Annotated in this window: 8 protein-coding genes; all 8 read right to left on the bottom strand. The window is 70.6% G+C overall.

What is annotated here, in order from left to right; genetic code table 11:
* Position 1: 1 nt before the first annotated feature.
* From ACFWRV_RS11815 to ACFWRV_RS11780, 8 genes are read right to left on the bottom strand one after another with little or no spacing between them, the layout of a single operon-like run.
* Complete coding sequence (locus ACFWRV_RS11815; RefSeq protein ID WP_384332034.1) at positions 2 to 4,678, bottom strand: SDR family NAD(P)-dependent oxidoreductase; 4,677 nt, start codon at positions 4,676 to 4,678, stop codon at positions 2 to 4.
* Complete coding sequence (locus tag ACFWRV_RS11810) at positions 4,666 to 9,315, bottom strand: SDR family NAD(P)-dependent oxidoreductase (RefSeq protein ID WP_384332032.1); 4,650 nt, start codon at positions 9,313 to 9,315, stop codon at positions 4,666 to 4,668. Before ACFWRV_RS11810 ends, ACFWRV_RS11815 begins: the two co-directional genes overlap by 13 nt.
* On the bottom strand, positions 9,312 to 10,577 hold the full coding sequence (locus ACFWRV_RS11805; RefSeq protein ID WP_384332029.1) for an ACP S-malonyltransferase: 1,266 nt from the start codon (positions 10,575 to 10,577) through the stop codon (positions 9,312 to 9,314). The genes ACFWRV_RS11810 and ACFWRV_RS11805 overlap by 4 nt, the downstream gene beginning before the upstream one ends.
* Positions 10,574 to 20,452 (bottom strand): amino acid adenylation domain-containing protein, encoded by a 9,879-nt coding sequence (locus tag ACFWRV_RS11800; RefSeq protein WP_384332026.1) that lies wholly within the window; start codon positions 20,450 to 20,452, stop codon positions 10,574 to 10,576. Before ACFWRV_RS11800 ends, ACFWRV_RS11805 begins: the two co-directional genes overlap by 4 nt.
* Positions 20,449 to 21,609 (bottom strand): acyl-CoA dehydrogenase family protein, encoded by a 1,161-nt coding sequence (locus ACFWRV_RS11795; RefSeq protein WP_384332023.1) that lies wholly within the window; start codon positions 21,607 to 21,609, stop codon positions 20,449 to 20,451. Before ACFWRV_RS11795 ends, ACFWRV_RS11800 begins: the two co-directional genes overlap by 4 nt.
* Positions 21,602 to 21,907: a phosphopantetheine-binding protein gene (locus ACFWRV_RS11790; RefSeq protein ID WP_384332020.1), complete on the bottom strand. Its 306-nt coding sequence runs from the start codon at positions 21,905 to 21,907 to the stop codon at positions 21,602 to 21,604. The genes ACFWRV_RS11795 and ACFWRV_RS11790 overlap by 8 nt, the downstream gene beginning before the upstream one ends.
* Positions 21,900 to 22,961 carry an HAD-IIIC family phosphatase gene (locus ACFWRV_RS11785; protein WP_384332017.1) on the bottom strand — a complete coding sequence of 354 codons (1,062 nt, stop codon included), beginning with the start codon at positions 22,959 to 22,961 and terminating at the stop codon, positions 21,900 to 21,902. Before ACFWRV_RS11785 ends, ACFWRV_RS11790 begins: the two co-directional genes overlap by 8 nt.
* On the bottom strand, positions 22,961 to 23,866 hold the full coding sequence (locus ACFWRV_RS11780; protein WP_384332014.1) for a 3-hydroxyacyl-CoA dehydrogenase family protein: 906 nt from the start codon (positions 23,864 to 23,866) through the stop codon (positions 22,961 to 22,963). The genes ACFWRV_RS11785 and ACFWRV_RS11780 overlap by 1 nt, the downstream gene beginning before the upstream one ends.
* Positions 23,867 to 24,365: the final 499 nt, after the last annotated feature.

Raw genomic sequence — 24,365 nt, 5'->3', positions numbered from 1 at the left:
CTCAATTCCCCCCGCTGACTTCGGACTCGGCGAAGAGGCTGGTCAGTTCGGCATCGCCGATCTCGTCCAGGGCCTCCAGGAGCGAGGCGTTCTCCAGGGCGTCCGGCCCGGCCTTCTCGCCCTCGTCCGCCGAAGGCAGTTGTTCGTCGATGTAGCCCGCGAGGTCGGCGACCGTGGCGTACGAGAACAGGTCGGCGATGTCGACCGCTCCCGGGAACGCCTCGTCGACCAGCGCGAGCAGCTGCGCCGTCACGAGCGAGTTGCCGCCCAGGTCCTGGAAGCTGGTGTGGGCATCGACCTCGGCGAGGCCGAGGACCGCCCCGTAGATCCCGCCCACCCGCACTTCGGTGGGCGTCGGGTCCGACTGGCCGGTGAGACGCGCCTCGGCCCCGTCGCGGCCCTGGGCCTCCGCCGCCACGGCGGCGTTCTCCAGCGCCGCCGACAGTTCAGCGCCGAGCCGGAAGGGCAGTTCGCCGAGGTGGTCCTTCAGGACCGGCGGGTTGATATCCGACGGGACCACACCGGATGCCGGGTGCGCCACGAAGTGGGCCAGCCACGACAGCCCCCGCTCGACCGACACCGCCACGAAGGGGGCGTCGTGCGTGCCCAGACCGTAGGCGGCGGCCATGCCGACCTCGGTCCACGACGGCCAGTTGACGGACAGCGCCCGGATCCCCTCGGACCGCGCCCGGGCGGCGAGGGAGTCCATGAAGGCGTTGGCGGCGCAGTAGTCGCCCTGACCGCGCCCGCCGGTGAGCGCCGTGATCGACGAGAAGAACACCAGGAACGCGTCCTGGTGCTGCCGGGCCAGGTCCAGGAGCGCGACGCTGCCGTCGACCTTGGCGGCGAGTACGTCCCGGAAGACGGCGGCCTCCTTGGTGGCGAGGAATCCGTCGCCCGCGATGCCCGCGGCGTGCACGACGCCGGTGAGCACCACGCCCTCGGCGCGGAGCCGGTCGCCGAGGTCGCGGACCTCCTGCGCCCGGGAGACGTCGCAGAGCACGTGCTCCGCGCCGGCCAGCCCGCTGATCCGGGCGGCTGCCTCCCCGGTCGGCGGGCGGCGGCCGGCGAGCAGGATCCGGGTGGCCCCCTGCCGCGCCATCTCTTGGGCGAGGGCGAGGCCGAGGCCGCCCGTGCCGCCGGTGATCAGGAAGGTTCCGTCCCGGTACAGGGTGTCGTCCGGGGTCTCGTTCGTCTCGGCCCGCCGCAGTTCCCGTACGTACGTCGCGGAGCCGCGCAGGGCCCTGGGCAGCGGACCTGCCGCGCCGAGGCTCTCGCGGACCGCGCGGGCGAGGTCCGTACCGGTGCCCGCATCGAGAACGTCCACCGCGAGGTGTTCCTGTCCGATCACCAGCGCGAGCGCCGACGTGGCAGCGGCGTACGGGTCGGCCCCCGGAGTCCCGACGCCGACGTCCCAGATGTCCCGGCCGAGCACTCGCAGGCCCAGGGCGGGCTTGACCCGGTGGGTCAACAGGCCCTGGTAGAGGGCGAACAGGGCGTCCACGCCCCGCGCCCGGCGCTCCTCGTGGGAGGCGCCCCCGTCCGCCGTGAGGTCGGTGGCGAACAGGATGCCCTGGACCCCCTCGGCGCGCAGCCGCTCGCACAGCAGGCGGATGCCGGCCTCGTCGGGGGCGAAGGCGTCCCGCGCCGCGTCGGTGGTCCCGGTCAGATAGGCCGGCACCGCGCGGTGGCCCTGGGCGGTCACTTCGGCGACGAGGCCGCGGCCCTCCTCCGTCCCGGAGGCGAGCACGGCCCACACCGCGGAGTCGGAGGCCGGCTGTTCGGCCGCGGGTGCGGGGACCCAGACGGTCTCCAGGTAGCGGCGCGGGCCGTCCAGGCTGAAGCGCTCCCAGTCGACCTTCTTGACGGTGTAGTCGGTGATCCGGGCGAAGACCCGCCCGTCCGCACCGGTCAGATCCACGTCGTAGGTGATCGTCTCGCCGGCGCGGCTGTCGTCGCGCACGGTGCGGATCGTCGTGTGGAAGGTCGCCGGCATGGGCCCGTACAGCTCGAACCGCTTGTACATGTACGGCAGGAACGTCTGCCCGCTGTTCTGCGAGATGAGGTTCACCGCGTTGTCCAGCTTGGCCGGGTGCAGGCCGTAGACGGCAGTCTCGTCGTCCGTGCCGGCTGGGAGCCCCAGCAGGGCGGTGGCCCGCCCGTCGGGCGCGCTGCGCCACAGGGCGCGCACCGAGTCCCAGCGCGGGCCGAACTGGAAGACCCCCGTGTCGGTCTCGGTCGGGTACGGGTCGAGGACCTCGGTGGCGGCGCGCTTGGCCGCGTCGAGGTCCGGTGAGGCCGTCGGGACGGACCCGGCCGAAGCGCCGACCCGGCCCTCCACGTGCCGGAGCCACTCGTCGCCGCGCCGGCTCTCCACCCGGAACGCATAGGCGTCCCCGGCGCGGTCGAGCACCGTGCGCACGGTGGCGGACGTGCCGTCCTCCACGGCGAGCGGGGTGAGGAAGAAGACGTTCTCGAAACGCATCGCCCCGCTGCCGGCCACCGCCACGTAGGCGGCGCGGGCCATCTCCAGGTAGGTCGTGCCCGGGACCACCGGACGGTGGTCGATGCGGTGGTCGGCGAGCACCCAGTGGGTCTGCGCGGACAGGGAGTTCTCGAAGACCGCCGAGTCGGCGGTGCGGGTGGTCTCGACACCGAGCAGCGGATGCTCGGGACCGCGGCCGAAGCCCCGGACCTGCGTCTTCATCGGCTTGGCCCAGTGCCGGGTGCGCTCGAAGGGGTACGTGGGCAGGGGCACCCGGCGGCGGGCCTCGTCCGCGTAGAGACGGCCGAAGTCGACGGCCGCGCCCCGGACGTAGGCGGTGGCGGCGGACGCGAGAGTGGCCGGTTCGCCGTGTGCGCGGTGCTCGGCGAGCGCGGCGTTCGCCTCGTCCGAGAGGCGTCGGGCCTCCCGGGCGGTGAGGTCGCCCGGCTCCCGCGAGGTCTTCTTGTCGCTGACGACGGCGTGCACGCCGTGGAAGACGCCCCGCTGCTCGTCGGTCCCGGGGCCGTGTCGGCGCAGCCGGTCGAGGGACTCCGCGAGTTCCGCCTTGCCCGACGCGACGATCAGTACCCGGTGCTCGTAGTGGCCCCGGCCGAGCGCGGAGGTGTAGCAGATGTCGGCGAGGGACCAGGGGCACTCGCCCGCGAGCATCTGCGCGTAACCGTCGAGGAGTTCACCGAGGGCGGTTTCGGACATCGCGCTGAGGGTGAAGGGGTAGCGGCTGCGGCGGGCGGGCTCGCTCGCGTACTTCGGAGCCTCTTCGAGGACCATGTGACAGTTGGTCCTGATGAAACCGAAGGAGCTGATCCCGGCGCGACGGGGGCCGCCCCCGCTCTCCCAGTGCGTGAGCCGGTCGTTGACGTACAGCGGGCTGTTGGTGAAGTCGATGTACGGGTTGGGCACGCTGAAGTTGGCCGACGGGGCGAGGGTGGCGGTCTCCAGGGACTTCACCACCTTGGCGATGGACGCCGCGCCGGACGCCGCCACCAGGTGGCCCGCCGTCGTCTTGAGCGAGCCGATGCCGCAGAACTGCTTGCGGGAGGTGTGCTTGCGGAACGCGTTGGTGAGGCCCTTGATCTCGATCGGGTCGCCGAGCACCGTGCCGGTGCCGTGCGCCTCCACATAGGAGAGCGTCTCCGGGGCGATGTCCGCCTTGGCCCACGCGTCGAGGATCACCTTCTCCTGCATCAGCGCGTCGGGGGCGGTGATGCTGGTGGAGGCGCCGTCGTTGTTGACGGCGGAGGACTTGATGACCGCGCGGATGTGGTCGCGGTCGGCCAGCGCGCGGCGCAGCGGCTTCAGCAGGACGATGCCCGCGCCCTCGCCCCACAGCGTTCCGTTGGCTTCGGCGTCGAAGGTGCGGACGAGGTCGTCGTGGGATTCGACGCTGCCCAGCGACATGCTGGCCAGGAACTCGGCCTTCACCTCGCCGCCCTGGGAGAGGTTGATACCGCCGGCCAGCGCCATGTCGCACTCGCCCAGCAGCAGCGATTGGATCGCCTGGTGGATGCAGACCGCCCCCGCCGAGCAGGCGGTGTCGGTCATCAGCGAAGGGCCTTTGAGGTCGAGCTGGTAGGAGATCCGGCTGGCCACCAGCCCCTCCCAGGAGCCCGCCAGCTGCATCGGGTGGTTCTCCGAGAGCATCCGGTAGTACGAGTGGTTCGTCTGGTCCCTGCCGAGGAAGACGCCTGTCCGTGAGCCCCGGACGCTGTCGCCGCCGTAACCGGCGTTCTCCAGCGCCTCCTGGGCCACCTCCAGGGCGATCCGCTGGTTCGGGTCCATGTAGTCGGCTTCGAGCGGTGGTATGCCGAAGAAGCGGGCGTCGAACTGGTCGATCCGGTCCAGATATCCGCTCGGGGCGTGCATCCGGTCGATGTCGGACTCGGCTATCGGCGCCCCGAGGATCAGCTCCGTGTAATAGGGGTTCCGCAGCATTTCGAGCATCTCGGTCTTTCGCGCCTGCGGAAAGTCCCGGATGCAGCGGTGGCCGACGCTCAGGTATTCCCAGAACCGGTCGACGCTCGGGGCGGCGGCGAACCGGCCTGCCAGTCCGATGACGGCGATGTCCTGCTGCACGTGGGTGGCCGAGAGTTCCAGCAGCAGCTTCTTGGCGTCTTCCCTGCCCAGCTGCCGGTTGGCGACCTGGGAGAGAATGAATGCCTTCACATTTTCCATGTGACTTCCGATTCCTGAATAAAGCCGGGAGAACTTTCGGTGGAGACCACGCCTTGCTCCGCAAGGTCCAGCAGTCGGTCGATCTCACCGTCGTCCACAGCCGCCACAGCCGCGACGGGCACATCGGCAGCTGCTTCGGCTGCCTCGACCGGGGTGATTCCGAGCTTTTCCTTGAGGTGGGCCGCCTGCGCCGCGACGGACGTGTACCGGAACAGGTCCACGACGTCCATCAGGCCCGGATAGCGTGCGTCGTAGAGCTTCGACATCTGCGCGATCAGCAGGGAATTCCCGCCGAGTTCCCCGAAATCGTCGTAGGCGTCGACCTCGGGGACGTCCAGCGTCGCCGCCCAGATCTCGGCGACGCTCCGTTCGATCTCGCCGACCTGCTCCATGCCGTGCAGCACGACCTCGCGGCCGCCGTCCCCGGGTGCCGCAGGGCGGTCGCGGTCCGCTCTGCCGGCGGCGACGGGTGCGCGCATCCGGCCGGGCATGAGAACGGTCGGGTGGTCCGGGCGGGACATCAGGGCCGCGAGCAGATCGACGGCCTCGGCGGTGTCCAGCGGCGTGAAGGCCTCGTCCTCGTCCACCGCGTCCAGCCGCATCGCCATGCCGGTCTCGCGCCAGGTCGGCCACTGGACGCTGAGCGCGGGCGACCCGGTGCGGTCGCGCAACTGGGCCAGGCTGTCCAGGGCCAGGTTGGCGGCCGTGTAGTCGGCCTGCCCGGCGGCGGGTTCGAGGGCGGCGATGCTGGAGAACACCACGAAGTGTTCCAGGTCGTCGGCGAGGGTGGCCTCGTGCAGGTGCACACCGCCCAGGGCCTTCGGCCGGTAGACGTCCCGGAACGCCTCGGTGCTCTTGGTGTGCAGGAAACCGATGCCCGGACGTCCGGCGAGGTGCAGCACGGCGGAGATCCGGCCGTGCCGGGCACGGATGTCCCGCACCGCCTGCTCGACCGACTCCCTGTCCTCCAGGGCCAGCCGGACGATCTCGAAGTGCTCGACCTCGGCGGCGATCTCCGCGTGGACGCCGTCCAGGTGGGGCTCGCGGGCCGGGTCCGCGACGGGCGAGCCCAACAGGACGAGCCTGCGAGCGCCCTGACGGGCCAACTGCCGTGCCACCGCCGTGCCGAGCCCGCCGGTGCCGCCCGAGACGAGGACCGCACCGTCGGCCGGCAGCGGCAGTTCGCCCTCGGGCCGCAGCGGAACCGGCGACTTGGCGAGATGGGGCTCGTAACTCTGCCCCTCGCGATCCAGCAGGAACGGCGGCCGGCCGGCGGCGCGGGCCTCGGCGAGCACCCGGGCGGGCCCCGTGTGCTCATCGCCGTCGAAGCAGCGGATCGTCAGGCCCTGGTACTCCAGTGCCGCGACGCGGGCCAGGCCCGCCACCCCGGCCTGGCCGGGGTCGACGGTGCTCTCCCGGCCCGTCACCGCGAAGGCGTTGCGGGTCAACACCAGCAGGCCCTCGTCGAAGGCGCACCGGCGCTCCGAAACGGCTCCGAGCAGGGCGAGGACGTCCTCGACCGGCCCGACGGTCCGGTCGGCGAGCGGGGCGGCAGGGTCGGCCGGGGCGCCGCCGAGCAGGCCGAAGGCGAAGGCGCGGTGGCCGCCGAGCCGGTCGAGAGCGACCGGGTCCCTCGCGTCGGGCACCTCAACCACGTCGTGCCCGGCCGCCCGGAGTTCCTTGGCCAGGGCCTCCAAGGCGTCGCCGAAACGCCCCGCGAGCAGGACGGGTCCCCGCCCCGGGGCCGGGGCGGGCGCCGTCGTCGTCCGCCGGTACGAGGGGACCCAGCCGTACTCCGTGCCTGGCGTCAGATCGAGATCGGCCGCCGACTTGATGCAGTAGTTGTCCACGGTCAGCACGACGTGCCCCTCCGGGTCGACCACGCACACGTCGAAGACGTACAGCTGGCCGGGCAGTGACTCCGGCCGCTTGCGGAAGTGGGTGAACACCCGCGCGGGCAGGGGCCGGTGGAGGGTGAGGCGGCCGTACGAGAAGGGCAGGTAGAGCCGGTCCTCCTCGTAGACCGTGTTGGGCGCGTTGATGAGCGCGTCCAACAGGGCCGGATGGAGGACGTAGTCGCGGGCCTCGTCGCGGTAGGCGGCGGGCAGTTCGTGCGCGTAGAGGAGTTCGGTCCCGTCGTCGTCCGCCAGGCCGTACAGCACGCTGCCGGTCCAGCGTTCGCCGATGATGAGGCCGTTGGCCCGGTCCACGCCGTCGTCGAGGACGAGGTCACGGGTCATCCGGCCCCGTACGTCCTCGATGTCGTACGTCGCCGGGGACACCGGGGAGTCCAGCAGTTCGGCGGTGGCGTTGCGCACCCACTCGCCGTCCGGCTGCCGGGTCGCGACGGTGATCCGGCCGCTGTCGCCGCCGGTCTCGACGACGACGTGCACCTCGGCCCGGGTGCCGTCGGCGACGGCGAGGGGCAGCTCGAAGCGGATGTTGCGCAGCGTCGTCGCCGTGCCGCGGCCCAGCCGCAGCAGGGTCTCCACGATCATCTCCACCAGACCGGTACCGGGCAGCACACTGACGCCCTGGATGCGGTGCTCGGCCAGCTCCCACATCGTGTCCGGACCGATCCGCGACACCAGGACGTCCCGGTCCCAGGAGCGCAGGAGTGCGGCGTCCCCGGTCAGCCCGGCGGGGCGGCGGTGGCCGGACTCGATCCAGCACCGGGTGCGCTCGAAAGGATGGGTGGGAAGAGGGATCCGCCGGGCGTCCGCAGGGGCGATGGAGTGCCAGTCGACTTCGGCGCCCCGCACGTACAGGGCGGCGACGCGGCGAAGGGCGTCCCGGTCCTGCGCTCCCGTCGCGAGCAGTTCGGCGGCGCGGTCGCTCAGGTGGGCGCGCTCGTCCCCGGTGAGTGCGCCGGGGCCGGTGGTGGCCGATCGCTCCAGGACCGCGCGGAACTCTCCGTGGACGAGGTCGGAGGGTGCGGCTTCGGAGGTGTCCGGGGCGGTGGCGGACGGTGCGGCCGTGGGGAAACGACCCAGCAGTTCCGCCAGTTCGGCGCGGGAGGCGAAGGTGAACGCGGCGCGAGCCTGGTGGTGCAGACGGCCGACCGACGCGGTGTACGCGAGGTCGGCGAGGTCCACGTCCTCGTGCGCGGCCAGGAAGGCGCGGTAGCGCTCGACGAGCCGTCGCAGGCCGGCCGCGTCACGGGCGCTCAGCGGCAGCAGCAGGCACTCCGCCCCCGCCCCCTGCGCCCGGTCCCGTGCGGGGACCGGGTCCGGACTGCGCACCACCAGGTGGCAGTTGGTGCCGCTCAGCCCGAAGCTGTTGATCCCCGCGTACAGGGGCTTCTCCGGGGCGTCGGTCCACACCGCCGTGCCGTCGTTCACGTACAGCGGGGTCTGCGTGAAGGTGATGTTCGGGTTCGGCTCCTCGAAATGGAGGCTGGCGGGCAGGGTCCGGTGCTTCATCGACAGGACCAGCTTGGCGAGCCCGGCCAGACCGGAGGCGTTGTCCATGTGCCCGATGTTGGTCTTGACGGTGCCGATGGCGCAGAACTGCTTGCGGGCCGTCTGGCGGGCGAAGGCCCGGGTGATCCCGCTGACCTCAATGGGGTCGCCGAGCCGGGTGGCGGTGCCGTGCGCCTCGATGTAGCCGATCTGCTCCGCGCCGACCCCGGCGTCGTTCAGGGCCGCCTCGATCAGGTCGGCCTGGGCGTCCGCGTTCGGTGCGGTGAGGCCGTTGGACGCGCCGTCCTGGTTGACCGCGCCGCCCAGGACGACGGCGTGGATGTGGTCGCCGTCCCGCTCCGCGAGGTCCAGGGCCTTGAGCACGAAGACGAAGCACCCCTCGGCGGGACGGGTGCCCTCGCTCGCGCGGTCGAAGGTCCGGGTGCGCCCGTCCGACGACGAGGTGTCCTGGATGTCCTTGAACCCGATACCGGAGGCGTCTGCCGTGACCGGCAGCAGGTCCGTGTTGGCCGCCCCGACCACAGCCATCGTGCACTCGCCGCTCTGCACCGCCCGGAAGGCGGTGTACGCGGCCACCAGACCGGACGAGCAGGCCGTGTCGATGAGCAGCGAGGGGCCCTTGAGGTCGAGCAGGTACGAGAGCCTGCTCCCGATGATGGACTTGACGTTGCCCGCGACGGAGACCTCCGGCGCGTCCGGCGCGACGGCCTGGATCACCGCCCGGTAGTCCTCGCCGAAGTCCGCGGACATCCCGGCGTAGACGCCGACCCGCTCGCCCCGGATCTCCTTGTTCAGGTAACCGGCGTCCTCCAGGGCGGCCCACGCCGTCTCCAGGAAGATGCGCTGGTTCGGGTCGATGGTCTTGGCCTCCTGCGGGGCCAGGGAGAAGAAGCGGTGGTCGAACTCCGCCACCGAGGGCAGCCGCGTTCCCTTCATGTACCGATCGGGGGCCACGGGCGTGACCGCTCCCCGGGCTGCGAGGTACGCCTCGACGTCGGCACGTCGTTCGGCGGAGAGACCGGTGCCGGCCTCCTCGCCACGCAGGAGCATCGCCCAGAACTGGTCGAGGTCAGCCGCCGCGCCCGCGCGTCCGCTCATGCCGATGATGGCGACGGGACCGTCAGCGCGCTCGGGCGCGGTGCGGGTGATCAGGGCGTCGGAGTCGTCGGGCAGGGGCGACAGGTCGAGATCGCCGATTCCCAGCAGGGGCTTCATCCGGCGGGCACCCCCGCGACCGTGGCCGTGTGCAGGTGGGTGTCTCCGGTGCGGGCCAGCAGCGCGGCGATCCGCTCCCGCTGCTCCGTCTCGGGGACCTGCTTGGTCGTCATGATCGTGTGCAGGAGTTCCAGGGCGGCGGTCTTCTGGACGTCGGAGAGGGCGTCCTTGTCCACCTGTCCCAGCTCCTGGAGCTGCCGGTACGGCAGCACTACGCCGTCCTCGTACTGCTGCTCGTCGAAGTTGCGGTTGCGCGTCGCGGCGGCGGCCCCGAGGCAGAGGCCGACCAGGCCGGGTTCGCGCCGCTTGCGCTCCACGAGCACGTCGAGGGCCGCGTACGCCTCGTCGGGTTCCGTGTCGAGGCTGTGCACCGCCCCGCCGTCCACGGCGTCCCGCAGCAGCTTCGTGAGCACCTGCTTGGGGCCGACCTCCAGCCACAGGGCGACCTCCCGATCCGCCAGTGCGGAGACGACGGTGCTCCAGCGCACCGGGCTCGTGAGCTGGACCGACAGGGCGTCCTTGATCTCCTGCACGCCGGAGTACATCCGGCCGGTGACCGTGCTGTACACCGGGACGGAGGGCTGCGAGAACTCGATCGCCTCGATGGCCCGTACGTACGCGGGGACGGCGTTCGCCATGAACGTGCTGTGGAACGCGCCGCCCACGTTGAGCCGGGCGACCTTGCAGCCGCGCTCCTCCAGGTGGGCGGTCACGTCCTTCAGGTCGTCGAGCGCGCCCGACAGCACGGTCTGCCGCTCGGCGTTGTAGTTGGAGACCTGCACGGTGCGGGCGACGCCCTCGCCGGCCGCGTTGAACTCCGCGACGTACTTCTCCACTTCGGCGACAGGCGTGCCGAGGACGGCGACCATCCCGGCACCGTTCTCCTCCGCGCAGAGCTGCATGGCCTCGCCGCGCACCTTGACCAGACGCACCGCGTCCTCGAAGGACAGCGCGCCAGCGGCGAGCAGGGCGGTGATCTCGCCCAGGCTGTGCCCCGCCATGGCGGACACCGGCGGGGTGCGCTCGGCGTGCAGCACCTCGTACATCGAGTGACCGAGAACCAGCAGTGCGACCTGCGCGTTCACGGTCTTCGTCAGTTCGCCGGGGGGCGCGGTGAAGCAGAGCTCCTCCAGCGAGTGGCCGAGGATGTCGGACGCCTGCCGGAAGCGGTCCCGGACGCTCTGGTGCGCGTCGAACCAGGTCTTGCCCATGCCGGGGAACTGGGATCCCTGGCCGGGGAACACGATCACGAGGTCGTTCACGAGTTGTCCTTCTTCTTGGACTTCTTGGATGCGGGCGACGGACCTGTCCCCGGGGCGGCCGGGGCGGAAGCCGGGGCCGGTTGCGAGGGCTCGCTCAGTGCGCCCAGGAGCCGGACGTATCCGCTCAGCAGCCGCTCCGCGGCGGCGGAGTCGATCTTCCGGGCGAAACCGATGCCGAGCCCCGACGGGGCGGCGCCGACGACCGAGGGGCCGGTCGGGAGGTCGACCCCCAGGACGAGGTCGAAGTGGCGCAGCAGACGGGCCTGGTCGGTGCGGCCGCTGTCGCAGACGGCGACGGAGACCCTCCCCCCGGCGTTGCGGCCCGCGGTGAAGGCGCCGAGGTCGACCCGGTGTGCCTCGTCGGGCCGGTGCCGGTCGTCGTCCAGGACCTCTCGGAGGTCGCCCTTTCCCGCGAAGTCGAAGCCGACCGGGATGACGGTGTCCGCGCCGCGTACGACGCACACGGTGAGGGCGTCCTGGTCGAGCACCTTGCCCAGGGTGAGGGCGAAGGTGGCGAGGAGGAGGTCCCCGGTGTCCCGGTCCACGTCCTTGCGCAGCCGGGTCAGGCCCTCCCTGACGCGCGGCGACAGAGTCGCCTCGACCCGGCCGCCGCCCCGGCCCGCCTTCGCGAACCAGCTGCCGGGAATCCGTACCCCGGTGTCGGCCGTCGTCCCGCCCTGCGCCCGCCGGGCCAGCTTGGCCTCGATGTGGGCGCGAAGCCGGCCGAGCGTGGGATGGGCGAACAGGTCGCTGACGTCCAGCAGCCCGGGGAAGACCGCGTCCAGATCCTTGAGCAGCAGGATCAGGCTGAAGGAGTTGCCGCCGAGGTCGAAGAAGCTGTCGTCCTGGCCGAGGGGCACGTCCCCGAGGATCCGCTTCCACGCGGCGACGAGTTCCCGGTCCACGCCGGCCCCGGCGGTCTCTCCCGGATCCTGCGGCGGCTGCTCGACGAAAAGCCGCGCGAGCGCCGGGCGGTCGACCTTCCCACTGGTGGTCATCGGGATGCCGGCGACCGGGGTGAGGGTGGCGGGGACCATGTAGTGCGGCAGTCGCTCCGCGAGGAAGTCCCGCAGTTCCTCCTGGGCCAGGGGCCCGTCCGGCCCGGCCTGGTAGAAGCCGCGGATCACCCGGTTGCCCGGCGCGAGCTCGTCGACGACCGCGGCGGCGGCCGTGACCCGCTCGTGTCCGGTGACGGCGAGCTCGATCTCCTCCAGCTCGATCCGGTGGCCGCGGACCTTGACCTGGTTGTCGGACCGGCCCAGGCAGTGGATCTCGCCGTCCCGCCACACGGCCCGGTCGCCGCTGCGGTACATCCGCCCCGCGCGGTACGGGTCGTCGCGGAAGACCTCGTCGTCGAGGTCGGGCCGGCCGAGGTAGCCGGGCGACACCCCGAGACCACCGATCCACAGGTCGCCCGCCATGCCCTCGGGCACCAGGCGCAGGTCGCCGTCGAGCACGTACAGGGTGGTGTTGTCGATCGGCGCGCCGATGCTGACGGCGGTGTCACCGGAGAGGTCCTTGACGCTGGACCAGATGCAGGTCTCCGTCGGGCCGTAGACGTTGAAGACCTCCAGTGACGCGTGGGAGCGCAGACCGTCGAGCAGGTCCTCGGGGAACGCCTCGCCGCCGACGACGAGCTTCTCCAGGGCGTCCAGCGCCTCGAAGGCGGCGTCCGGGTCGGCGTGCAGCAGTCGCAGCCGGGTCGGGGTCAGTTGGAGGTAGTCGACCGCGTTGCGGACCACGAACTCGGCGATGCCCGCCGGGGTCCTGGCCTCGTCCCGGTCTGCCACCACCACCGTGCCGCCTCTGACGAGTGTCGCCAGCGTCTCCAGGAGGTGGATGTCGAACGACGGCGTGGTCAGGCAGGCCACGGCCTTGCGCGTGCCCCACCTCAGCGCGTCGGGCGTCCCGCGGAGGAAGTTGGCGAGGGCTTCGTTGGTGACGGTGACGCCCTTGGGCGTGCCGGTCGAACCGGAGGTGAAGATCACGTACGCCGTCTCACCGGCCGCGGGGGCCGTGTCGTCGGCCTCGGGCGTCCTGCTGTCCGCCGTCGGAGCGCCGTCCGCCGGAAGGACCAGCACCGGGGCCCCCAGGTCCGCGGCCGCGCCCTCCTCCTCGCAGACGATCACGGCCGGGTGGGCGGTCCCGACGAAGCCGGCGAGGCGCTTGCGCGGCGTCCCGACGTCCATCGGCAGCCAGGAGCAGCCGAGTCGGTTCACCGCCAGCATGAGGGTGATCAGGTCGGGCGACGGCGCCAGCAGCAGCCCCACCACGTCGCCCCCGCGCACGCCGTGCCGGTGCAGCAGGGCGGCATGCCGATCCACCCGTGCGGCCAGTTCCCCGTAGGAGAGATCCTGGCCCCGGAACCGTACCGCCGGTTCCCGCGCGTGCTTCTCGCACGCCGCACGGAACAGCTCGGGCAGCAGCGCTGTATCGCTGACGACCGGTCCGGTACCCAGCGCCAGCAGGCGTTCACCGGCCGCCTCGTCGAGCAGCGAGAGCTCGCCCACCGTGCGGTGCGGATCCTGCACGACCTGTGCCAGCAGCACCCGGAACCAGTGCATCAGTGCGGCGACGCGCTCCTCGCCGTACACACGCGCATGGTTGAGGTCGACGATTAGTCCGCCGTCGCGCTCGGTCAGCTCCAGGGTGAAGGCGAACATCGAACCCCGTGCGCCGAGGTCCACGGTCGTGGCGGTGGCCTCGCCGAAGCGGCGCGCCCGGGTCCGGGCATCCGTGTAGATGAACATGGTGTCGAACAGTGCGTTGCGGCCGTGGTCCCGCACCAGCCCGAGTTCCTGGACCAGAAGGCTGTACGGGTGCAGCGAGTGGCTCATCGCGCCGAGGCTGGTCTCCCTGACCTCCCGCAGCAGTGCGGAGAACGGGGTGCCGGCGGTCGGCCGGATGCGCAGGGGAAGCGACTCGGCGAACATCCCGACCGTCTGTTCGAAGGACCCCAGCATGCGCTGGTCCATCGGCACGCCGACGCACAGGTCGTCGTCGCCGGTGGCCTTGGCGAGCAGCAGCGCCCACAGCGTCAGGTAGAAGACGGACGGCGTCGTGCGCTCCCCGCGCATCACGGCGGTGGCGGCCCGGTGCAGGTCGGGGTCGACGCGGAAGTAGTGCCGCTGTCCCGCGAAGTCGTTGACCTCGGGTGCGGGGGAGTCCGTGGGGAGGCTCAGCGGCTGGGGGAGGGTTGTGAACTGCTCCCGCCACCAGCGCCGGTGCTCCGCGTACTCGGGCCGCTCCGCCGCACCCGCGAGGGCGCGTACGAAGGCGGAGTAGTCGTCGGAGTGCTCCGCGTTCCGCAGCCCGCCCTGCGTCAGGTGGTCCGACAGGTCGTTGAAGATGATCTCGATGGACCGGCCGTCGACGGCGATGTGGTGGAAGGAGACCACCAGCAGGTGGGTTCCGTCGGCTTCGGCGACCACGCCGTAGCGCCAGAGCGGTGGCCTGGCCAGGTCCATCGGCGCGTTCATCACCGCGAGGACGTCGTCGACGGTCGGCGAGGAGCCCTGGGGCCGGTCGAAGAAGTGGAACTCGGGGCTGACCTCGGGCGCGGTCCTGGCCCTGACGCCGCTCTGCCCGACCTCGTAGTACCGCCGGAGGTTGGGGTGCTTGCGGCCGACCGCGAGGAAGGCGGCGGCCAGTGCGTCCAGGTCGAGGGGGCCGTCCAGGCGCAGGCCGAAGACGATCTGGTACGGCTCGTTGCCGCCGCGCATCCGGGACAGGAGGTAGACCCGCTGCTCCAGCGAGGTGACGTCCGTGAGCCCCTCCGGGGCAGTGGCCACGGCGGGTACGGACGCCGTGCCCGTGGTGGCCGGCCCGGCGGAGAGGGGCGTGACGACGCCCGCCCGCCTGCGGAACTCGAATCCGCCCGCGCGCAGTTCCTCCACGCTCGTCCGGATCGCGGCGAGGATGCGGTCCTGGTGCTCCCGGGTGTGCGCGGTGGAGAACATGGCCGTCCTGCGCTCCCAGACGTACACGCCGTGGTGGTTGAGGAGCTTGAAGAACAGGTTCTGGGTGAGAGTCGCCTGCGTCACGTCCGTCGGCGTGACCGGCTCCCACTTGTACATCGACGCGAAGTGCGCGATGGAGAGCGGCACTTCGGCCTCCACGAAGTACGCGTTGGCCCGGCGGGCGAACTCGTCAGTGAAGGCGTTCAGTTCGGCCAGCGTCTCGGCCCCGGATTCTTCGAGACGGGCGAGCACGGCCTTGCACGCGGCCATCGCCAGCGGGTGCTTGCAGAAGGTCCCGGCGAAGAAGGTGGTCGGCACGGCGGGCTGGGAATCGTCGCTGTCCGCCCACGCCCCGCCGTCCACGGCGTCGAGGTACGTGCTGCGGCCCGCGACGATGCCGATCGGCAGGCCGCCCGCCACCAGCTTTCCGTACAGGGCCATGTCGGCGCGGACGCCGAAGTGCGCCTGTGCGCCGCCCGGTTCGACCCGGAAGCCGGTGATCATCTCGTCGAAGACGAGGGCGATCCCGTGCTCGGTGCAGATCTCGCGCAGGGCGCGCAGGAACTCTCCCGGCTGGAGCCCGGGGTTGCGGGACTGCACGGGCTCCACCAGCACGGCGGCCAGCTCCGCGCCGTTCTCCCGCAACCAGTCCAGGGAGGCGGGACTCCCGTATGGGCGCACCAGCGTGTTCTCCACCATGCCCTGTGGGACCCCGATGGTCAGCGGGACGGTCCCGGTGCCGTCGGTCTCGGCGAGCACCCCGTCCGAACTGCCGTGGTAGGAATTGGTGAAGCGCAGGATCTTGTCCCGGCCGCTCACCGCCCTGGCCAGCCGCAGCGACACCATCACCGCTTCGGTGCCCGTGTTGGAGAAGGCGACCCGCTCGGCTCCGGTCATCCGGCAGATGGTTTCGGCGACCTCACCGGCCAGCCGGTTCTGCGGGCCGAGCTCGTAGCCGTGGTCGAGCTGGGCGCGGACCGCCTCGGCGACGAAGGCAGGGTTGTGCCCGAAGAGGTGGACGCCGTAGCCGATGGCGGTGTCGATGTACTCGTTGCCGTCCAGGTCCCGGAACAACGCGCCGGCGGAGCGATCCGCGACGACCGGGTAGACGGTCTCCTTCAGGCTCGGGTTGAAGTTGAGGGAGGCGATCCAGTCCGCGAGCCGCCCCCGGTAGGCGTCGGCGTACTCCTTCGACCGGCGGGTCCTCGCCACGTACCGCGCCACGAAGTCCGCCAGGAAGGCGGCCTGTTGCCCGCTGAGCCCGTCGTCGCTCAGGGTGATGTTGTTGTGGTACGAGCCGACCTTGGTCGCGGTCCGCGAGGGCGCGCTCGCCCCAGCGGAGGCGTCGGCGTCCGGCCCTGCGGGACGGTCGGGCTGGGCGGGAGTGCCGCCCAGCAGGCTGAGCTGCTCGCGCATGAGCGCCAACTGCGCCTGCACCACGGCCTCCAGGCCGCTTGCCGGCGACTCCGGGGGGTGCTCGGTGAGGGCGGGCTGGGCGGGGGTGACCGGGACGGCTGCGGGCGTCGTCCGAGCAGGCGCCGAAGCGGGCTGCTGCTCGGTTCCGGGGGCAGGCTCGGCGGGCCGCTTGGCTTCCACGAAGTCGGTCAACTGGCCGACCGTGTGGAGCGATTCGAAGAACATCCGGATCGGGAAGGCCACGCCGAACTGCCGGTCGATCCGCTTGCCCAGCTGGACGAGCATCAGGGAGTCGACGCCGAGCGCGAACAGCTCCAGCGAGTCCTCCATGGTGTCCGCGGCGGCGCCGGTGATCTCACCCAGCGCCCCGGTCAGGAAGGCCCGGACCGTCTCGCGCCGTGCCGCCGCGCGCTCCGCCGTCCTGGCGGAGTCCCGCACGGGGGACTCCTCGAAGACCTGCTCGATGGCGTGCGTACTGCCGTGCTCGGTCCCGCTCTCGATGCCGGGAGACATCGGAACACCGTCCTTTCCGGTGAGGTCGCCGTACCAGATCCGCTGTCTGTCGAACGGGGTGCGGGGGAGGTCCCTGAGATGTCTGCCGGGCGCGGCCGGCAGCAGCCCGCGGTCCAGGGGGCTGCCGAGCCGCCAGAGCAGCCCCGCGCTCTCCAGGAACTGCCGGACGTCGGAGCGGCCCTTGCGCAGGCTCGGCACGTTCACCACGTTCTCCGCCGCGTCCTGGGCGATCAGTCCGCCCAGCGTCGCCATGGGCGCGACCTCGACGAACACCCGGTGGCCCCGGCCGAGCGCCGTGTCGACGGCCGACGTGAACAGCACGGGGTCGACCAGGTGGCGGCTCCAGTACTCCGCCGTGACCATCGCGTCCCGGGTCACCGCCGCACCGGTCTGTGCGGAGATCCACGGGATCCGCGGTGCTGCGAACCGCTGGTCGCGGATCTGCTCGTGGAGCTCCGCCGCCCCCCGGGCCATCCACGGTGAGTGGAACGGGTGGGAGATGTCCAGGCGCTCGACGAAGATCCGCTGCTTGCGGGCCTTGCGCAGCGCACGGTCGAGACTCGGCGCGCGCCCCGAGACGGTGACGTTCTCCGCCGCGTTCACGGCGGCCACCGTGACCTCGGGGAACTCACGCAGCAGGTCCTCGGCCCGCTCCCGGGAGCAGAGCAGGGTCGCCATGCCGCCGTCGCGCGGCGTGTCCTCCATGACCCTGGCCCGACGCAGCACCAGGTCCACGGCCTGTTCACCGCTCATGACCCCGGCGAAGCAGGCCGCGGCGTACTCGCCGATGCTGTGCCCGAGCACGGCGGCCGGGGTGACGCCGAGCCGCTGCCAGTACCGCGCGAGCGCCAGCTCCACGGTGAAGATCATCGGCTGGGTGCGCAGCGGTGACGCGAACACGTCCGGGTCGTCCCCGAACATGGCCGCCAGCGGCGATGCGCCCCCGGCCCGCAGGAAGGCGGCGTCGAGGTCGTCCATCTCGCGGCGGAACAGCTCGGCCCGGTCGTAGAGTTCGCGCGCCATGCCGGGGTACTGCGTGCCCTGTCCGGAGAAGACGAAGACCTCTCCGGCGCCCCGCCCCTCGGGGAGCTCGGTGTTGTCGGCGGCCGCCGCTTCGGCCGCCTCCGTGAGGCCGGCCGTCGTCTCGCAGACCAGGGCGCTGCGGTGCTTGAGCGCGGCGCGCGCCGCCAGGGTGCGGGCGATGTCGGCCGGGGGAGCGTCGCCGGCGCGGCTCCACGCGGCCAGGTTCCGCAGGCTCACCCGCAGCGCTGCGGGTGACTGGGCGGAAACGGTGATCAGGTGCGGGGCGCCGTCCTGGCCGGTCTCCGCCGCGGGCTCCGGACGCCGGTTCGGCCGGTACTCCTCGACGATCACGTGGGCGTTGGTTCCGCTGACCCCGAGCGAGGTGATGCCCGCCCGCCGGGGACCCTCGGCGGGCTCCCACGCGGTCTCCTCGGCAACCACCTCGATCGGGATCCGGTCCCAGTCGATCCGGCGGTTGCCCGTGCGGTAGTGCAGGGTGCCGGGAAGCCGGCCGTGCTCGATCGAGAGGACGACCTTGCACAGCCCGGCCATCCCGGCGGCGGACTCCAGGTGCCCGAGATGGGACTTGATGCTGCTGATCGGCAACTTGGCCTTACGGTCCGCGAAGACCCTGGCGAGCGCGTTCACTTCCTGCGGGTCGCCGATCGGCGTGCCCGAACCGTGCGTCTCCACGTAGGACACGTCGTCGATGCCGAGGCCCGCGTCGCTCAGGGCGCTGCGGACCACCTCGGCCTGCGCCCGGCCGTTGGGCACGGTGAAGCCGCTGCTACGTCCGTTGTGGTTGATCGCGGAACCGCTCAGGACTGCCAGGACGCGGTCACCGTCGCGCTCGGCGTCGGAGAGCCGCTTGAGGACGACGACCGCGCCGCCCTCGCTGCGGATGTAGCCGTCGGCGCCGTCGTCGAAGCTCCGGCAGCGCCCGCTCGGCGACAGGGCGCTCAGCCGGGACCAGGACAGATGCCCCTCGGGGCTCAGGATCAGGTTCACCCCGGCCGCGACGACCATGTCGCAGCCGCCCTGGCGCAGCTCCCGCATGCCCATGTGCACCGCGTACAGCGACGAGGAGCACGCCGTGTCGATGGCCATGCTGGGGCCGCGGAAGCCGAAGGCGTACGAGATGCGGCCGGCCGCCGCGTTGGCCATGTTGCCGGTGTAGGTGTAGGCGTCGGGCGGGTGCCCCAGATCCGCCCCGACCTGCTGGTAGTCGTTGTTGAAGATGCCGACGTAGGTACCGATGCGCTGCTCGTCCCCGACGGTGAGGGGGTCGAACCCGGCATCCTCGAAGGCTTCCCAGGTCAGTTCGAGCAGGAGCCGCTGCTGGGGGTCGAGGAGTTGTGCCTCCTTCGGCGAGATGGTGAAGAAGAGCGGATCGAACCGGTCGACGTCGTCGAGATAGCCGCCCTGCGTGGTGGTGATCGGGGTGGTGTCCAGCGGGCTGTGCCGCCACCGGTCGGCGGGGACGGGACCCACGACGTCGATGCCCTCGCTCAGCACCTGCCAGAAGCGCTCCCGGTCCCCGATGCCGCCGGGCAGCCGGAAGGACATCCCGACCAGCGCCACGGGCTCGGAGGGGGCCTCGGCGCGGGAGGGGGCCGGTTCCCGGCGCCCGGTGTCCTGCTGCCGCGCCCTCGGCGCCAGCTCCCTCACCAGCGCGCCGACGGTCGGGTGGTCGAGGGTGAAGGTGCTCTCCAGACGAACGCCCAGGCGGCGCTCCAGACTCTCCTGGAGCGAGACGAGGCTCAGCGAGTCGAAGCCCAGGTCGAAGAGGCCGGTCTCGTGATCGTGGCTGCTCAGGGTGAGTTCGCCGACGGTCACCGCGGGCGGCGTCTCGCCTCGCACTCCGGCGACGACCAGCGCGCACACGGCCTCCACCAACGCGTCCGCGGCGGGCATCGGCTCCCGCGGTGCGTCCGCGCGACAGGTCGTCCCGGTCGCACGTGGGCCCTCGGGGGAGGGGGACGCGCCTGGTGCCAGTTCCGCCAGCGACGACAGGAAGCGGTCCATGCCCTGCTGTCCGCGGGCCAGGGTTCCGGTCACCGGCACAGTGCTGCCCGCCGACTCCACCGTCGAGCGCATCGCGGTCACCAGCGTGGGGTGCGGGCTCGGCTCGACGAGGGCTGTGTGCCCGTCGTCCAGCAGATTTCGGGTGGCCTGCTCGAACAGCATGCTCCGGCGCAGATTGCGGTACCAGTGGCCGGCGTCCAGCAGACCCGTGTCCAGCAGGCCGCCGGTCACGCCGGAGTAGAAGGGGATCTCGGAGGTCCGCCGGTCGATCTCGCCCAGGGAGGCCAACAGCCAGTCGCGCTGCTCCTCCATCTGCGGCGAGTGGACCGCGACGCGGATCGAGAGCCGCTGTGCGTACGTTCCGCCGGCTCGCGCCTCGGCGACCAGCCGCACGATCGTGTCCAGATCGCCTGCGACCACCACCGCACGCGGGGCCATGACACCGGCGATGCCGAGGGCGTCGCCGAACGGCTCCAGCCGTGCCCGCGCCTCGTCCGGGGAGAGGGCCAGCATCGCCATGGCCCCGGAGGCCCGCACGCGTGCCTGCGCCTCGCTCCAGACGGCGATGACTCTCGCCGCCTCGTCCAGGGAGAACGCGCCGGCGCAGAGCGCCGCGGCGACCTCGCCGAGGCTGGCACCGGTGACGGCATGCGGCTCCACTCCGTGGGACCGCCACAGGGCGGCCAGGGAGGTCTGCACCGCGAACACCGCGGGCACCGAGACGTTCACCGGCTCGTACACGCCGGGGTCCGCCGACCGGACCACGTCCATCAGCGACCAGTCCACATGCGGCGCCAGGGCGTCCGCGCACTCGCCCATCCGCCGGGCGAAGACCGGTGAGCTGTCCAGCAGTTCGACGGCCATGCCGGGCCAGACCGCGCCCTGTCCGGGGAAGACGAACGCGGGTCGCGCGTTCGGCCCGGTGTCCGGTTGCTTCATTTCCCCCACCCCGACCCTGAGCCGGCGAACTTCTTGAACCCGTGATCGGCGATCATCAACTGCTGCAATTGCGAGGTGCCTTCGATGATTTCCAGAACCTTCGCCTCGCGGAACAGCCGTTCCGCCGGGTACTGGTCCCAGCAGCCGTTTCCGCCGAGCACCTGCACCGCGTCCGACGTCACCTGCTGGGCAATCGTCGAGGAGAAGTACTTGGCGATGTTGGTCTCGATCACCGCATCGGTGCTGCGTTCCATCCGCAGTCGGCCCGCGCGGCGGCAGAGTTCGCGTGCCGCCCCGACCTGGGTGACGGCATCCGCGATCATTTTCTGCACCAGCTGCTGGCTGCCGATCTTCACGCCGAACTGCTCGCGTTCGGCTGCGTAGGCGCACATCGTCTCCAGCGCGGCCTGGGCGATGGCGACTCCGGCCCAGGCAATGCTGTAACGCCCGTGGTGAAGCGCGGTGTTCGCGACGAGCCCGAACCCCAGGCCGATGCCGGAGACGAGGTTCTCGACGGGGACCTCGACGCCTGTGAAGGAGATCTCCGCCATGTGCGCCGCCCGGTTGCCGAGCATCCCGGACATCGGCCGGATCTCCACACCCGGCGTGTTCCGTTCGACGAGGAAGGCGCTCGTCAGGTCGTTCTCTTTCGCAAACACCAGGAAGAGATCGGCGACGCCGGCGAACGAAATCCACTTCTTCCGCCCGTCGAGGATGAAGACGTCCTGCTCCCTGCGGTAAACCGTGGTGACCGACGCGGCGTCCGAACCGGCGCCGGCCTCGGAGAGGGCGAAGCACCCGATCCTTCTTCCGAGAGCCAGATCGGTGAGGTACTTCTCCTTGAGCCGGTTCGACGCCCGCTCGACGAGGGTTTCGGCGACCAAGGAGGTGTGCACGGTCAGCAGTGCCCTGGTGGACGCGCAGGCCTTGCCTATCGACTCGGTGAGTTCGCCGTACTCCAGCGGGTCGAGTCCCAGGCCGCCCCATTTCTCGGGAACCGCCGCACCGAGGAATCCCGCGTCCGCCATCTTCGTGATGACGTCCTTCGGCAGGTGCTCCTTGCGGTCGAACTCGGACGCACGCTTCGCGATGTCCGTTTCGGCGAAGTGACGGGCGCGCTGCTGTACGCCGGAGGGATCTTCCTTCTCCTCATGCATTCTTCAGCTCACCCACCAGTCTTGATATTCGCTGGACCGAGCTGAAGTTCTGCAGGGTGATGCGGTCGTCCGGGACTTCCACCTCGAATGTGGTCTCGATGAAGTCCAGGAGCTGCATCGCGAAGATCGACGTGACGAATCCCTTCTCGAAGATGTTGTCCTCGTCGTGCAGGTCCTCGTCCCGCAGCGCGCTCATGTTCGCTCGTACGTAGTTCCTGACGGTGGTCGCTGCTTTCGCCACTGTGCTGTCCTCGACAGGCGTGACCGTCTTGACGTCCATGACCGCTTCGCTAGGCATTGACTTCCACCTTGATGTATTCGGGATAGCCCTGACTGACAGTGAGGTCGTTCTCGTACGTGTAGTCGTCGCCGTCCTGCGACGCCACTCGGAAATTGGCGAGCTGATACGTCAGGAGCATCTGACGGTTGCGGGGGGTGCGGCGGAAGTCCGCGAAGAGGCGCGTCTCCGCTTCGGCGGCCCGCTTGACGAGGAAGGACAGCAGAACGGTGCCCACGCCCTTGGAGACCGTCCGGCACGACATCAGCAGGAGCTTGATCGTCCAGCGGTCCCGGCCCTTCTCCACCAGGGCCATGCCGATCTTTCCGTAGGAGCCGTACCGGTCGGTCAGCTCGCAGACCCACAGGTCGTGGTGTGGGTCCCGCATCAGCCGCTCGATCTGCTCGTACGAGTAGTGGATGCCGGTGGAGTTCAACTGGCTGGTGCGCTTGGTCAGTTCCTCCAGCCTGAGCAGGTCGTCGCCGCCGGCCCCGGAGATGCCGAAGACCATGCCGAGTTCGCGCAGGAAGTCTTCGCGCGGCCCCTGGTAGGCCAGTTCGGACTCGTGGCGCCGCTCGTCGTCCAGGTACATGAGGCGGCGCCGCCTTGCGTCCTCCGTCACCACGGGAGGCGTCAGCCGGGGCAGCGTGGCGAGGGTGCGGTAGTCCAGCGCGTCGACGGTCTCCACCTCGGGCAACGCGAAGGCGACCTCGTCGCGCTCGAAGGGCTGGTCGTCGATGAACAGGAACGTGTCGATGCCGATGTTGAGCCGTTTCTGGATCTCGGCGACCGAACTCGACTTGCTGTTCCAGCTGATCTGCGGGTGGAGGAAGTACTCGGCGATGCCCAGTTCCGTCAGCTTCCGCATGGCGTCGTCGTGGTTGTTCTTACTGGCTATCGAGAGCAGGATTCCCCGGGAATCCAGTGTCCTGAGCAGATCGAGGACGCCGTCCTTCAACGTGACGTCGTCGTCGGCGGACAGGGTCCCGTGCCACAGGGTGTCGTCGAGGTCCCATACGACGCACTTGGCGCTCTTCACGGCTCGGTCGTCCACGGAACGGGTGGCTTTCGGCATCAGTGCGCCCCTGCTTCTGCCAGGCCCGTGCGGCCGGCTGGAATCGGATCGGCGTGCGTGCCGTAGCTGTAGAAACCCTGGCCGCTCTTCCGTCCGAGCAGCCCGGCGTCGACCATCTTCTTCAGCAGCGGACAGCAGCGGAATTTGGTGTCCTGGAACTCCTCATACAGGACAGCCAGCGAGTTGACCACGGTGTCCAGGCCGATGAGGTCCGCTGTCGCCAGGGGTCCCATCCGGTGCCCGTAGCCGAGCGTGAAGACGGCGTCGACCTTTTCCGCGTCCGCGACGCCGTCCTGCACCAGGAAGGCGGCTTCGTTCATGAAGAGGTGGGACAGCCGGTTGGATACGAAGCCCGGCATGTCGTTCACGACGATGGCCTGCTTACCGAGAGAGGCCGCGAAGGATTCCGCCGCCTGCACGGTCCCGTCCGACGTGTGATGTCCGCGGATCACTTCCACGCCGTCGATCAGAGGGACGGGGTTCATGAAGTGCATGCCGATGATCTGCTGCGGGTACGGCATGAGCGAGGCGATCCGGGTGATGGGCAGACAACTGGTGTTGACCGCGATGCGAACGTCCGCTCCACACACGTCGCGCAGCCGGAGGTAGAGCTCCCGTTTGGCTTCCCGGTCCTCGACGATGTTCTCGACGATCCAGTCGGCGTCGGCCATCCGGTCGAGGTCAGGGCTACAGGTGATGCGGCCGAGGATTTCTTCCGCGTTCCACTCCGAAAGGGTCGCCGACATCATGCGGTACTTCCTGATGAGTCGGCGCAGCTGTCCCGGAGCAGCCTTCAGTACTAATCCTTCACTGTCGCAAAGAATGACTTCGTATCCGCGAGCGGCGCAGGCGAGGGCGACGTCCTTGCCCATGACACCCGCACCGATTACTCCAACCGTGGCCATGCTCACTACCTCTTGCTCGATACCTCACGAGGAGACATGCGCCCTGGCCATGCCGAATTTGCGGAGGTCCCGTGGAGGGACGCCGCGGAGCATGGCGTGCGTACGCCGGAAAATGGCGGTGCGAAGCCGTGTCAGGGAATCTGCTGCAACCAGTGCCGCAAATGATTCGTGCTCGTCCTGCGACTGCACCTGAGAATGGCGGCCGTCCGGCCGCGCGCCCTTAGAGACCTATGGGTGGCCTAGAAGTGGGCTGTTATCGGCAGACCTGTCGGAGGGCGGACATCTCCCCACGCCCTCGGCCTGCCGTGTATCCGTGCTGACGACGGACTGCCCCCACTGCGCATTTCTCCCCCAAGAAAAGATGGAGCAGGTCGGCACCGCATGTGCTTCGCGCTGGCCTGCTCTTCGATCTCCGCTGTCGGAAGCATAGGGGCAGATCCAGACCAAGTAAAGGTAGATCCAAGAGTGGTTAAAGCATCGGTAAAGCAACGGCGATCTG

Source organism: Streptomyces sp. NPDC058576 (genome assembly GCF_042718715.1).
Taxonomy (GTDB): domain Bacteria; phylum Actinomycetota; class Actinomycetes; order Streptomycetales; family Streptomycetaceae; genus Streptomyces.
This window is presented reverse-complemented; position numbering and strand designations above follow the sequence as displayed.